Annotated in this window: 14 protein-coding genes and 1 pseudogene; 6 read left to right on the top strand and 9 right to left on the bottom strand. The window is 32.6% G+C overall.

Annotated elements, in window-relative coordinates:
• Positions 1–68: 68 nt before the first annotated feature.
• Positions 69–203 (bottom strand): palindromic element RPE2 domain-containing protein, encoded by a 135-nt coding sequence (locus ACQH6S_RS01200; RefSeq protein ID WP_341748539.1) that lies wholly within the window; start codon positions 201–203, stop codon positions 69–71.
• An 18-nt stretch (positions 204–221) separates the two neighbouring features.
• Here ACQH6S_RS01200 and dcd point away from each other — a divergent pair, with 18 nt between their 5' ends.
• Both dcd and secB read left to right on the top strand, forming a co-directional pair.
• Positions 222–788 carry a dCTP deaminase gene (dcd, locus tag ACQH6S_RS01195; protein ID WP_425360761.1) on the top strand — a complete coding sequence of 189 codons (567 nt, stop codon included), beginning with the start codon at positions 222–224 and terminating at the stop codon, positions 786–788.
• A gap of 28 nt (positions 789–816) precedes the next feature.
• Positions 817–1,263, top strand: coding sequence for a protein-export chaperone SecB (secB, locus tag ACQH6S_RS01190; RefSeq protein ID WP_341748538.1), 447 nt, complete (start codon positions 817–819; stop codon positions 1,261–1,263).
• A 127-nt stretch (positions 1,264–1,390) separates the two neighbouring features.
• Here the strand turns inward: secB and ACQH6S_RS01185 are convergent, their stop codons facing one another.
• The 8 genes from ACQH6S_RS01185 to ACQH6S_RS01150 form a co-directional block, all read right to left on the bottom strand.
• A complete protein-coding gene (locus ACQH6S_RS01185; RefSeq protein WP_425364621.1) occupies positions 1,391–1,753 on the bottom strand; it encodes a TrbC/VirB2 family protein in 363 nt (120 codons plus the stop codon).
• Between the two features lie 683 nt (positions 1,754–2,436).
• Positions 2,437–2,820 (bottom strand): TrbC/VirB2 family protein, encoded by a 384-nt coding sequence (locus tag ACQH6S_RS01180; protein ID WP_425360759.1) that lies wholly within the window; start codon positions 2,818–2,820, stop codon positions 2,437–2,439.
• 170 nt (positions 2,821–2,990) lie between these two features.
• Positions 2,991–3,845, bottom strand: coding sequence for a cytochrome c oxidase subunit 3 (locus tag ACQH6S_RS01175; RefSeq protein ID WP_425364620.1), 855 nt, complete (start codon positions 3,843–3,845; stop codon positions 2,991–2,993).
• Positions 3,846–4,079: 234 nt separating this feature from the next.
• Entirely contained in the window at positions 4,080–4,583 is a 504-nt protein-coding gene (locus ACQH6S_RS01170) for a CarD family transcriptional regulator (RefSeq protein ID WP_094648864.1), read from the bottom strand.
• Between the two features lie 175 nt (positions 4,584–4,758).
• A complete protein-coding gene (gene fabF / locus ACQH6S_RS01165) occupies positions 4,759–6,018 on the bottom strand; it encodes a beta-ketoacyl-ACP synthase II (RefSeq protein ID WP_425360757.1) in 1,260 nt (419 codons plus the stop codon).
• Positions 6,008–6,307: an acyl carrier protein gene (gene acpP, locus ACQH6S_RS01160; protein WP_425360756.1), complete on the bottom strand. Its 300-nt coding sequence runs from the start codon at positions 6,305–6,307 to the stop codon at positions 6,008–6,010. The genes fabF and acpP overlap by 11 nt, the downstream gene beginning before the upstream one ends.
• A 184-nt stretch (positions 6,308–6,491) precedes the next feature.
• A complete protein-coding gene (locus ACQH6S_RS01155; RefSeq protein WP_341748534.1) occupies positions 6,492–7,391 on the bottom strand; it encodes a TerC/Alx family metal homeostasis membrane protein in 900 nt (299 codons plus the stop codon).
• 340 nt (positions 7,392–7,731) lie between these two features.
• Positions 7,732–8,301: a YqgE/AlgH family protein gene (locus ACQH6S_RS01150; RefSeq protein ID WP_341748533.1), complete on the bottom strand. Its 570-nt coding sequence runs from the start codon at positions 8,299–8,301 to the stop codon at positions 7,732–7,734.
• Between the two features lie 191 nt (positions 8,302–8,492).
• Between ACQH6S_RS01150 and ACQH6S_RS01145 the strand changes: the two genes are divergently transcribed.
• The 4 genes and pseudogenes from ACQH6S_RS01145 (at position 8,493) to ACQH6S_RS01130 (ending at position 14,291) form a co-directional block, all read left to right on the top strand.
• Positions 8,493–9,185: a CvpA family protein gene (locus tag ACQH6S_RS01145; RefSeq protein WP_425360755.1), complete on the top strand. Its 693-nt coding sequence runs from the start codon at positions 8,493–8,495 to the stop codon at positions 9,183–9,185.
• 380 nt (positions 9,186–9,565) lie between these two features.
• Positions 9,566–10,320: pseudogene (gene tatC, locus ACQH6S_RS01140) on the top strand (twin-arginine translocase subunit TatC).
• On the top strand, positions 10,298–11,584 hold the full coding sequence (gene serS, locus ACQH6S_RS01135) for a serine--tRNA ligase (RefSeq protein WP_341748532.1): 1,287 nt from the start codon (positions 10,298–10,300) through the stop codon (positions 11,582–11,584). The pseudogene tatC and the gene serS overlap by 23 nt, the downstream one beginning before the upstream one ends.
• Positions 11,585–11,852: 268 nt before the next feature.
• Positions 11,853–14,291 carry a VirB4 family type IV secretion/conjugal transfer ATPase gene (locus ACQH6S_RS01130; RefSeq protein ID WP_425360868.1) on the top strand — a complete coding sequence of 813 codons (2,439 nt, stop codon included), beginning with the start codon at positions 11,853–11,855 and terminating at the stop codon, positions 14,289–14,291.
• Positions 14,292–14,299 lie beyond the last annotated feature (8 nt).

Below are 14,299 nucleotides of genomic sequence, written 5' to 3'. Positions count from 1 at the left end.
TTACTATGGCTGAAATTTTTAAAAAAAAATATTCTAAAAACACTTAGTGCTTCTAACTTTTTACTATATTATTTAGATTTATAGTCAATTGATGAGAAGTTGGGGACGTCGTCACTCGTCGCTCGCCTATTACTTATAGGCGTCGCTCCATCGTTCCTAGCCCCAAATTCTCCTGAATTGACTATATTCGGAAACTTAACCATAATTATGTGTAATTATATATGACCATTATGTCTGATAATTGGATAAGAAAAATGTCTGTAGAACGTAATATGATTGCACCTTTTACCGATACGCAAGTTAAATTAAATAACTCAGAGAGGATTATTTCTTATGGTTTATCGTCGTATGGTTATGATGCAAGAGTCTCAAAAGAATTCAAAATATTTACTAATATCAATTCGGCAATAGTTGATCCCAAAAATTTCACTGAATGCAGCTTGGTAGATAGAGAGGTTGATGTTTGTATTATTCCACCAAACAGTTTTGCTTTAGCAAGAACAATTGAATATTTTAAGATTCCAAGAGATGTATTAGTTATTTGTGTTGGTAAATCAACCTATGCAAGATGCGGTATAATTGTTAACGTAACACCATTAGAACCTGAATGGGAAGGACATGTAACATTAGAATTTTCTAATACTACTCCATTACCGGCAAAAATTTATGCTAATGAAGGAGCGTGTCAATTTTTATTTTTAAAAGGCGATCAAATTTGTAATACATCTTATGCTGATCGTCATGGGAAATATATGAAACAGCAAGGTGTTACCTTGCCAATAACTTAAAAATTTTAATATAAAAGGACTATTTGTTATGAACTCTAATCAACAAGAGATGCCACATATCGCTATTAACGCCCAATACATAAAGGATTTATCTTTTGAAAATCCAGATGCTCCAAAATCTTTAGTATCTTTGGAACGTAATCCACAAATTGATTTGTTCCTAGACCTTAATATTTCTAATTTACCTGAAGAAAACTTTTATGAGGTAGAATTAAGTATAGAAGCTAAAGCAATGAGTGAAAAACATAAGCTATTTATAGTAGACCTAAAATATGCAGGGGTTTTTAACCTGATTAATATAGCGAAAGATCAACACCAGATGATATTAGCAATTCACTGTCCAGCAATGATTTTCCCATTTGCCAGAAAAATTATTTCGGATGTAACGCAGGATGGAGGGTTCCAGCCATTGATGATTGATCCGATTGATTTTGGTGCTTTATATCACAAGAAAATGCGAGAAAGTGAAAATTAACTATAGCTATGTCAATACTATAAGTTTTCCTATATTGCTTTAGGTTAGCAAAAGCGGCTCCCCGCTAATAAGATTTTGTTGGAGAGCCGCTAGAGCTAAAACGATACTGTGGATAACGCTTTTTTATCTATTTAGCAATCTCTGTGATACCACATGTTGCATCAGTTGACCCAGCTACCATATTTATAATGTCAGGAGCTTTAAACAATATTATAACCCCAGTCACAATAACCAGTGCAACTTCCCATTTTAATTGTCCTCTGAGAGTTTGAATTCCTAGTACAACTATACCAATAACTGCTATACCACGAGCCGTATTTCCACGAAATATTTTAATCATATTACACAACACTGTACCTACTGGATCGGCACTAGCAGTCGCAAAAGCATCTGATGCCGCAATAATTACAGCAACGCTGCAAAGAACAAGCAGTAACCGCCAGGCAAAGTTACTATCAGATTGTTCCAAATATGGTCTATAAGTATTCATATTTTACCTCGTTAAATGAATTATTTAAACATGCAGCTGATTCTATACTGTAGCCTTTTAAAATTCAAGGATTTAATATAAAGCGGAATATCTAATTAAAGAATTACTGAGGAATAAAGGTTTATGTGCTGTTTTAGCCATATATGGAGAGTAGTTTGTATAATTCTAAACGAGACTTATAGCCCATACCCTACAATTTTTATTCTATAAGTATTAAGCAGCATAAAAACGTCATTGCGAGGAGGCGTGAGCCTACGAAGCAATCCATATAAGTCTTGATGTATCTATACTAATTCTCATGGATTGCTTCGTCGCTACTAAAGTAGCTACTCGCAATGACTCTTAGCAGTCAGCTTTTTTACTCATCATAAGGAAATAAATAAAAAATTGTAGGGTACTATGGTCATCCCTGCGAAAGCAGGGATCTAAAAATACCCTGAGGTATTATAGATTCCCGCCTACGCAGGAATGACCATAGTATGTAGGAATGACAACCTATGGATTGCTTCGTCGTGCTTTAGCACTCCTCGCAATGACGTTTGGGGTGCATATACGTCATTGCAAGACCATGTAATGGTCGAAGCAATCCATATAGTCTTGATGTATCTTAATTCTCATGGATTGCTTCGTCGTTCTTCACTATTGCTCGCAATGACGTTTTTATGCTGTACCACTTGCTACTATTATACACATTTTTCTGCCTCAGTGGCTGTACCAGCTACCATATTTATAATGTCAGGAGCTTTAAACAATATTATAACCCCAGTCACAATAACCAGTGCAACTTCCCATTTTAATTGTCCTCTGAGAGTTTGAATTCCTAGTACAACTATACCAATAACTGCTATACCACGAGCCGTATTTCCACGAAATATTCTAATCATATTACACAACACAGCCCCTACAGGATCAGAAGTAGTATTAGCAGCATTATTAGCAGCATTATTAGCACCATTCGCAAAAGCATCTGATGCGGCAATAATCAGAGCAACGCTGCAAAGAACAAACAACAAACGCCAGACAAAGTTACTATCAAATTGTTCCAAATATGGTCTATAAACATTCATATTTTACCTCATTAACGAATTATTAGACATGTCGTTGATTCTATATGCTAGCTTTTTACAATTCAAGGATTAATCTACGGATGGGGCTAATCTAGCTAAAGAATAGCCAAAAAATAAAGCCTTGCGTGCTGTTTTAGTCGTAATTTTTACAAATTAGTTAATTTTAAAATTTATTTTCCAAGAACATATATAAAAGTGAATAAAAACAACCATACCACATCGACAAAATGCCAGTACCAAGCGGCAAATTCAAAACCTAAATGACCATTGCCTTTAACAAAATCACCTCTTCGTGCTCTATAATAACAAACAGTTAAGAATATAGTGCCAATTATTACATGAACACCATGAAAACCGGTTGCTAAATAAAAATTAGAAGAATAGATACCGTCTTTAAATTTAAAAGTTGCATGATGATATTCGTAAGCTTGCATTAAACTAAAAAATATCCCCAATATTATGGTCAAACCAAGAGCTGTTACACAATCTCTCTGATTATTTTCCTCAACAGCATAATGTGCCCATGTTACTGTTGTACCAGATAATAAAAGAATCAATGTATTAATAAAAGGGATGTCAAAAGGATCAAATGTTTGAATAGATGCAGGAGGCCATATACCAGGCTTTACTACCCATACACCATCTAGCAATCCTACAGGAAAAAGACTTGCGTTAAAAAAGGATCCAAAAAATGCTGCAAAAAACATTATCTCTGACAAGATAAATAATGCCATACCTATCCTTAAGCCAATTCTTACTGGCTCAGTATGATGTTTTCCAATTAATCCCTCTTTAATTACATCTCTCCACCAGGAAGATAAACAAAAAATCACCGAAAGAATACCGACTCCAAAAACATATGTTCCAAATCGATATTGATGCATAAACATTATGCTACCAATAGCTAAAAGCAATAAGGCAAATGCAGTCAGAATGGGCCAAGGGCTGGGATCGACAAGATGGAATGGATGCTGTTTTCCTGGTACAGAAACAAAACTATTATTTTTAATAGACCCATGTAACATAAATTAAAGACTCATAAACAATTTATTGCTTGGTATATTCTATGCTATCTTCTATAAATATCAACAATAGTCTTTTGGTACTTAGCGATTCTATAGTGAATTAACTTGAATTAGCAACGTTATAAATCCGATTATAGTCAATTCAGGGGAATTTGGGGCTAGGAGCTATACCTATAAGTAATAGGCGAGCATTGAGCGACAACGTCCCCAACTTCTCATCAATTGACTATATCGTTATGCAGCGAGTTTATCCTTCAATACTTCAATTAATTTATTAATTGCCTCATCAGGATTTATGTTTTCAAGAATAGCAAGTTCCCCAGCGAGTCTATTTAATGCTGATTCATAAATTGTTCTTTCGCTATAAGACCTATCACTATCAACGTTTTTGTAGAGATCTCGCACCACTTCTGCCACAGCTACTATATTGCCAGAATTTATTTTACTTTCATATTCTTGTGCTCTTCTACTCCACATCCTATTACCTTGCTTAGCTTTACCCTGAAGTGTTGAGTATATTATAGTCAGGTCAGTTTTGCTAACAAGTTTTCTAAGACCCGAAATAGTTGCTCTATTTACAGGTACTTTTAGAATCATTTTGTCTTGGGGAAACGATATTACATAAACTCTAATATCAGTACCAGCTATCACTTGCTGTTCTACATTTATTATCTCTCCAACTCCATGAGATGGATATACAATTCTTTCTCCTACTTTAAATTCAGATGATGTTGACATGCTTACTCCTTATCCATTATAAAAACTTAGATTATAGTCAACTGAATTAACTATTAGTTCTTTTGCAAACTCACTATACTAAAGATGATAACACAACATTGATTATAACATATTTTGGAAAAATAATAAAGTAGAAGTTATAAAATTTAAAGATGCCGCCATTGAATATAGTTTATTATATTTTCTTAACTATTAAACTTGCATTAGTTCCACCAAAGCCAAATGAGTTAGAAAGTACGTAATTAATTTTTGCCTTTCTAGCTTCTAAAGGAACTAAGTCTATTTTTACTTCTGGTATCGGTTTATGTAAATTTAGAGTTGGTGGAGCAATTTGATCCTGTATGGCAAGAATTGAGTATATTAACTCTACGCTACCAGTTGCTCCGAGCAAATGACCTATAGATGATTTCGTTGACGACATAAGAACTTTCGGGTTGGCATCCAAAAATAATCTTTGGACAGCTAGCAACTCAATAGTATCACCAACCTGGGTAGAAGTCCCGTGGGCATTGATATAATCAATAATACTTGCATCAATTTTTGCATCTTTAAGAGCATTAAACATAGCTTTATAAGCACCTCTTCCATCAGGGTGAGGGGAAGTCATATGATAAGCATCTCCAGTAGAACCATATCCAACAATTTCAGCATAAATCTTAGCATTTCTACTAATAGCATGCTCATATTCTTCCAGTACTACAACTCCAGCTCCTTCCCCCATTATAAATCCATCACGTTCTTGATCCCAGGGTCTTGATGCAGTTTCAGGGGTAGAATTATATTTAGTAGATAACGCCCTTGCAGCAACGAATCCCGCCACTCCAACCGGAGTAACCGGCGCTTCAGCTCCGCCAGCAATCATAACATCCACATTACCATATTGAATCATCCGCATAGCATCTCCTATGGCATGAGCCCCAGTGGAGCAGGCTGTTGCTACTGCTTGATTTGGCCCAGTAAATCCGTATTTAGTGGAAACATGACCTGAAAGGAGATTAATTAATGAGGCTGGAATAAAAAATGGGCTAACTTTGCCATTATTTTCTTTATGAAACTTTACTGACGTCTCTTCGATCATCTTAAGTCCACCGATTCCTGAACCGAGTATTAAACCTGTTCTATCTCCTGATAATTCATCTTGTACTTGCCACCCACTATCCTCGATTGCTTCAGTAGCTGCTGCGATACCATACTGGATGAATAAATCCATCTTATGTACATTACGAGGGTCAATAGATTTTTCCGGATTAAAGCCGCTATCAGTTGAATGATCCACAATACCAGCTATTTTACAAGCAAGGTTAGAAGTATCAAACCCGGTAATTGCCTTAATACCGCTACGCCCCTCTATGATACCATTCCAAGATGGTTTCACCCCAACTCCCAGTGGGGTGACTAATCCAATACCAGTTATAACGACTCTTCTAGTTGACATAATTATAGCTTATGATTAATTTGTTTTTATGATGTATTACGTATTGTATAAGGTCAGCAACGGTTAGAATTTTACTAGCATCATCATCTGGTATATCGCATTTATACTTTGCTTCTATTGCCATCATTAATTCAACTATATCTAAACTATCTGCTTTGAGATCCTCAACAAATCTAGATTCAGGGGTGATTAAATCTTTTTTTACTTTTAATGTATTAGCAACAATTTCAATAATATCTTGTTCGATAGTATCTTGATCGACAGTATTTTGTGCAATATTTTCATCCATAGTTAGAACCTCATAACATAAATTAAATTTCGAATAAATCGATACAACAATTTCAAACTTCTAGCATAAAAATATATTTTATGCCAGTGGAAAATAAACAAGATTTTAGCATTGCCTATAAATCTCCGCATTTAAAGGGATATAATATTATTAATTTTATTCTTTACAATATTAATAAACCAAATTACATACGCCTTTTCTTAATAATAGAGATAATAATGCCAAGAGACAAAAGAATAATTGTCATAGCCAGTGTAGTATAAGATGGAATATCAATAACATGTTCAGCGAATATTTTTATACCAATAAATATTAATATTAATGCTAGCGAATATTTTATATAACTAAATTGCTTAACAACATTAGCTAAGCATAAGAATAAGGCACGCAGACCTAATATGGCAAAAATATTAGAAGTATAAATTATATAAGGATCCTTAGTGATAGCAAATATTGCTGGTATACTATCAATGGCAAACACAATATCCATAACTTCTATCATTATTAATGATGCAAAAAGAGGAGTAATGCTGATACCTTTGCTAGTTTTAACAAAAAATTTGTAACCCGAGATTTTGGGGGTAATGCTAAAGTATTTTTGTAGAATTCTATAAATAGACGATTCTTGCACTTTTAAATTTTTATTTGATAGATAAAAAGTTTTTATACCTGTAGTTATAAGAATAATTGCAAAAACATATAATAACCAAGAAAATTTTGAGATAACAATGACCCCTAAATATATAATTATAGCTCTAGACACTATGACACCTAGAATTCCCAAAAATAATATTCGATGTTGATAGATCAAGGGAATAGAAAAAAACTGGAAAATCATTAAAATAATAAAAATATTATCCAATGACATGGCTTTTTCTATAAAAAAACAAGTGTAATATTCTTGGGCTTTTTCTCTTCCCATATCAAAGAAAATAAAAACACCAAAAAGGCATGCTATAATTAAGTAAAAAAGGCTAAAATAAATGGTTTGGCGAAAGGTTAATACCTTATTTTCTTTGTTAGCAAAACCAAGATCATAGATTAATAAACCTACAATCACTATACAAAAAACAATCCACGTCAAAGTCTCCTCCTATAAGCTATTATAGTTATTCCAAATTTGGTTATATCTATAATATAACAGATTTTTTTGCTCCACTAATAGCTGTTTTCATTATTTTTACGGTATTGCTTATTTTTTCATTTCCTAACTTAGTAACTCACCTTACGCATAAACCCCATGACAATTTAAAAATTTCGGAAAAGTACAAAGCGTCATTGCGAGCGAACGTACGTGAGCGTGGCAATTCACATATAGATTGCTTCGTCGCCACTAAAGTGGCTTCTCGCAATGACGCTGATGCAATGACGCCAAGCTATTTTCTATATGACTTTTAAATGCCATGCGTAAGGTGAGTATAATATTAAGCATTACCCATTCGTGAAGTAAAGTGCGATTCTTTGATGCCAAGATTTTGCAAGGCATTATGCCACTTATGCTCTGGACGACCAGAAAAAATAAAATCTTTATCACAATCTGTTATTATCCACAAATTATCCTTAATCTCTGCTTCAAGCTGTCCTGCTTTCCAAGAAGTATAGCCAATAATAAATAAACTATTTTTAGGACCATTACCAGAAGCAATATCATGAGGGATTTGAGGATTAGAACTAACTGCTAAATGATTTTGAAACTTCAATAATAAATTCTCATTATAGTCATCAGAATGTAAGAAAAAACCACGATCATGCTCAACTGGTCCTCCCAAATAGATAGGCATCATAATATTACCTACCTGATCATCAGATATTTTAAAGAACGATTTTATTTCTATATGATTCACTAAATTATTGAAAATTAAGCCCATCGCTCCCTCTGCTGTATGAGATAGCATATAAACAAGTGATTTATTAAATATACCATCAAGCATATAAGGAGTAGCTATCAAAACCTTACCAGACAAATTATCAAAAATTTTATTGTTTTCATTCATAATATTTATTGTATTGTTAAATTTATTTAGTCTATATATTATATTAATATACTAGCTTTTAGATACATATAGTGTTAAATTATACCTATTCAATAAAATTTTTAAAAGACTTTCGATTGACTTATCTAGGAAGTCTAATTAAATATACTCTATACCTGTGCTAAACCTAAAGTAATTTTTTAAAAAGTCTAATGTTTACTTGGTTTGATATAACAATACTGGCAATTATTACTGCTTCCTCAATGCTCGGAGCTTATAGGGGATTAGCAAAAGTTACTATTAGCTTACTTGGCTTTATATTTTCAATTATTCTTGCCTATTACTTATCTTCATATATTAATGAGGTCATTAGTCGATATTTTATTAACCATATTGCGTTAGTAATTAGCTCTGGGAGTATCTCCTATATTATATCTTGGAGTGTATGCTCTTTCTTAACCCATAAATTTCTTTTGATGATTGCCTTTATAAGTGGCGGAGTCGTTGATAGAACTCTGGGTCTAGGCGTTGGCGTATTTAGAGGTATGATTATTTGTTTATTCCTCTTTCTAGTCCTAACAATTTTCTTTTCTGGCAGTTATCTACAAGCAAAAACGCTAAAAGATGTTATACAAAATACTACTATTGATAAATATCCAGAATGGCTTAAAGAATCCACGACTACTCCCTATCTAGATCAGTTAAGTAAGAATTTTATAAAAACTCTACCACAAAATAGTTTAGAATCCATTAAATTACCCATAAAATCAGAGATTATTGATACTACAAATGTCTTAAAAAAGTCACAACCTAATGAATATCCTGATAAAGTAGAAAAACTTCCTGAAGAACTCAGGCAAGAACTTGATGAAGTATTGTCGCAAGAATTAGAAAAAGATGACTAATTAATTGTATTTTTGCAACCAAAAAGAGCCGAATATAGAGTTACTTTAGTTATTGCAGGTGGTCTCCCAGGAGGCTATAGTCAATACAGGAGGATTGGATAGTAGGAGCGATGGAGCGACGCATAAGCGTTAGTTTAAGAAAATAATAATTGAAAAACCGTCATTGCGAGGAGACCGTAAGGTCGACGAAGCAATCCAGAAAAGTGATTAAAAATGGATTGCCACGCCACCTACGGTGGCTCGCAATTACGACTTTTCTACTTTATTTTCTTAAACTGACTCCTATAAGTAATAGGTGAGCATTGAGCGATGACGTCACCAATTTCTCCTCAATTGACTATACCTACGATAGCGAAACTTTTACAGCAATATATTAATTTATGAAATCATATACCTTTAAAGAACATTTTTTAGAGCTAAAAGCTAGATTTTTACGAGTGTTTGCTGCATTCATTATTGGTTTTATTATTTGTTATTATTTTAGCAGTGAGATATATAATATTTTATTAGAACCCCTTGCAGAATTAAGTCATGCTAATATAAGAAGAGTGATCTATACTGGTCTTACTGAGGCATTCTTTACTTACATAAAACTTGCGGCTTTTGTTTCTTTTATCATGATTATACCAATTATTAGCATAGAATGTTTTTTGTTTATAAAACCTGGACTATATTCACATGAGAAAAAATATGCGGCTTTTATCCTCTTTATGGCACCTATTTTGTTTTGGTGTGGGGGTGTCTTTGTTTTTTACTTTGTTATGCCGCGTGCATGGCAATTTTTTTTGAGCTTTGAAGATCATAATGTCGTTATTCCACTAATTCTAGAAGCTAGAGTTAGCGAATATTTAAATTTAGTAATTCAGCTAATTATTGCTTTTGGTATAGCCTTTCAATTGCCTATTATTATGCTAATATTAAATTTATTAAAAATATTAACAGCAAAAGACTTAGTGAACAAGAGAAGATGGTCTATAATAATTATTTTTGTTATTGCTGGTATTTTGACTCCACCAGATGTACTTAGCCAATTTGCCCTTGCAATACCAATGCTTTTATTATATGAAACTTCAGTTATTATGTGTAAATTTGTAGAAAACCGAGGAAATTAGATGTTAGATATAAAATGGATTAGGGAAAATAAACAGGAATTTGATGATTTACTTATCAAAAGAGGGATTGCCCCAATGTCCGATAAAATTACTAAACTAGATGAAAACAAGCGTCAGTTAACTAATCTCATTCAACAATTCCAGCATGCAAGAAAGAAAAAATCTAAATCTTTAGGTAATATGCCTAACAAGACTAGTAAGGAATTTGAAGAACTAAAGCGTGATGTGGATCATATAAATGAAAAATTAGAAGAACTGACTCTAAAATTAAATAGTAATCATCAGCTCAACGATATGCTGGAAGTACTGCCAAATCTTCCTGAGGATGACGTACCATACGGTACTGATGGAAGTATGAATAAACTGATTAGAACAGTTGGAGATATTACCACCAAAGCATCCCCAGTAATAGCTAAGCAGCATTTTGAGCTTGGTGAGAGTTTAGGGATGATGGATTTTGTACGTACTGCGAAAATGTCTGGTAGTAGATTTGTCACTCTCAAAGGAGATTTAGCAAAGCTAGAGCGAGCATTGATTAATTTTATGATTGATACTCATACTGAGGAATTTGGTTTTATTGAATTATCTCCTCCATCTTTAGTACGACCAATTGCTATGTATAATAGTGGTCAATTGCCAAAATTTGCAGAAGATTCGTTTGAAACGGTGAATAATTACAGGCTAATTCCAACAGGCGAAGTACCTCTTGTTAATATGGTATCTGATACTATAATAGCTAGGGAAGAATTACCTATACGTTATGTTGCTTATACCCCCTGTTACAGATCAGAATCTGGGAGTAGTGGTAAGGATACTAGAGGTATGATACGTATGCATCAATTTGGTAAAGTTGAATTGGTCACAATAACTACTGTAGAAGAGTCTAAATGTGAACATGAGTATATCACTAATGCTGCTGAGACTATTCTAAAAAAACTTGATTTACCATATAGAGTTATGTTGCTTTGTACTGGGGATATGGGGTTTACTGCTCAGAAAACCTATGATTTGGAAGTATGGTTGCCAGGTCAGAATTTATATCGTGAAATTTCAAGCTGTTCTAATTGTGGAGATTTCCAAGCTAGAAGGATGAAAGCTAGATATAAAGAATTTGGTAGCAACGACACTACTTTTGCTCATACGTTAAATGGTTCTGGTTTACCAATTGGTAGAACAATAATTGCAATTCTAGAAAATTACCAGAATGCAGATGGCTCAATAACGGTTCCAGATGTTTTAGTGAGTTATATGGGTGGGTTAGAGCGAATTCATGCTACTAAATGTTAAGTATGAGAGATTAAGATAGTTATGTTACTCACCTTACGCATGACATTTGAAAGTCATATAGAAAATAGCTTGGCGTCATTACGAGAAGCTACTTTAGTAGCGACGAAGCAATCTAATGAATGTGGATTGCTTCGTCCACTACGTGGTCTCGCAATGACGTTCCGAAACTTTTAAATTGTCATGGGGTTTATGCGTAAGGTAAGTTATGTTAAAAACAAAAGAATATAAGTAATATATGTTTATTTAATAGGTATCATTGGTGTTCAAAATAACTAGCAATTCGAGGAAAATTGATAAGGATTTGTATAATAATTCTGCAGAGAATTTCATTCCAATTGCTTGTCATTATAATGAAAATACTTTGTTAACTAAGAATGGGGAATTGCTTCAAACTATCCAAATAAATGGTATTAATGCAGAAAATATCAGTGATAAGTTATTCAATTTACGGGAGGTAGTGCGTAATGCTATCAAGAAAAATGTTCATAATAAAAGTTTTGCATTCTGGATACATACGGTACGGCGTAAGACAAATTTAGATGACACAACTCCGTACAATAAATTGTTACCAGCTAATATTCACAATCTATGGCAACAAAAGAATTATTGGGATGATAAATTTGTTAATACTTTATATATTTCAATAATTTATGATTCTGATAACATTAAAGTTAAAGACTTAAACTCTTTAATAACTTCTTTGTCTTTCGATAAACTTATCAATTACCAAAATAACTACTTAGATAGTGTTTTTAAAATACTAAATAGTACTGTTGATACAATACTTTTGGATTTGCAAGGTTTTGGTGCAGTAAAGTTAGGAATAAGATTTGAAAGAGAGGAATCTTACTCTGATCTGATGTTTTTATATCGCAGAATAGTCCATCTTAACGAGGAATATTGTTTAGTGCCGATTGCCAATTTATCTAATGCTTTAGCCTCTAATCAATATGCAGTTGGTAATGATAAGATTGAAGTAATAAGTCAACATGGTAAAAAATTTGCATCCATTATTTCAATAAAGGAATATCAAGAAGTATCATCGGATGCCCTTGATGGATTCCTACAATTACCTGTAGAATTAATAGCAACAGAAATATTTTATTTCGTTGATAAAAAAGAAGTATCTAAAGCATTTGAAGAACAGGCCTATATTTTACAAGTTAGTAAGGATGCTAAGCTTGCTGAGATTACAGGAATAGATAAGATAATGAATCTTGATGCTTCAATTCCAAACCAATTTTGTAAACAACAAATTTCCATTGCTATTATAGGATCGGACTTGAACAAATTGGATCAATCAATTGCCCAGGCATCTAGGGAACTTGCTAAAATTGGAATTGTTCATGTACGAGAAGATATAAACTTAGAATCGACATTTTGGGCACAACTTCCAGGCAACTTTTCCTATATTAGAAGGTTAGCCCCAACAATTATTGAAAATACAGCTGCCTTAGCTTCATTACATAATTTTCCAACTGGAAGCCAAAATAACATATGGGGTAAAGCGGTAACTTTGCTTAGAACGGAAAAAGGAACGCCTTACTTTATGAATTTTCATGCTAAAAGTAATAATAGAGGAAATGTTTGTATTTTTGGTACAGCTAACACTGGCAAGACCGTATTAACAAATTTTTTGATTTCTGAAGCTACTAAGTATAAGCCAACAATATTGTATCTTTCCAACAATAATGATTCAAAGATTTTTGTTGAATCAATTGAAGGGCAGTGGATTGAAAAGGAAAAAAATCTAATAAATCCATTTATACTAGATGATACTCTAGAATCAAGAAATTTTATTGTTGAATTTCTTAAAATAATTTGTAATCATTCTTTTTATCCTCTAACCGAAATTGAATTAGCTTTTCTAGAAATCTTTGCCGATAAAATTCATAGTTTAGATAATAAGGATCGTAATTTTTCATCCATTTTAAAAGTAATCGATTTTTCAATAGAAGGTGGAGAGTTAATTAAACTAAAATTAACAGATTATGCAGAAGGCGGATTATATGATAGTATATTTGATAGTGATAAATTTCCTTTATCCGAAGGTAATATAATAGGATTTAATTTATATTCTTTTTCTGAAAAATCCTTTATTAAACGTTTTTATCCAACAGATAGAAAACTTTTAGAAGCATTCTCAATGAATTTAACTAAGCATAATAGTTTATGTGTAGGGTTAATATATGCTTTTAATTATCATTTAACTATTACAGGGAAGAGTCCAAAAATATTAGTAATAGATAGTCTTGATTCCTTGTATAGACCAGAAAATTTTGATAACATATCAGAAATGATTTCTGATAGATTAATGAAAAATAATGGGATCATGGTTAGTAATTTTAATTTTAGTTATTTGCAATCGATAAAAACTAGGGTGTTACAAAATTGGTTAGACTTAACAGACACTAAAATTATTTTACCATCAGAAATAAAATTGCAATATTTAGACCAAATTTTAGGATTAAATGAATCAGAAATAAAGAAATTATCGAAATTTACAATTACTTCTAGAATGTTCTTAATAAACCAAGACGATCAATCTATTGCTGTGGAATTAAGTATAGGAAGCTTAATTGGTATTATCAAGATTTTATCCTGTAGAGCTGAGGAATTAAAAATATATCAAAAAATATTACAACAATATCCAGGACATCCTGATAATTGGATTAATCCTTTGTATATGGCATTAAATCGTATTTAGTTAAAAGA

The sequence above is a fragment of the Candidatus Tisiphia endosymbiont of Mystacides longicornis genome, from assembly GCF_964031095.1.
Taxonomy (GTDB): domain Bacteria; phylum Pseudomonadota; class Alphaproteobacteria; order Rickettsiales; family Rickettsiaceae; genus Tisiphia.
This window is presented reverse-complemented; position numbering and strand designations above follow the sequence as displayed.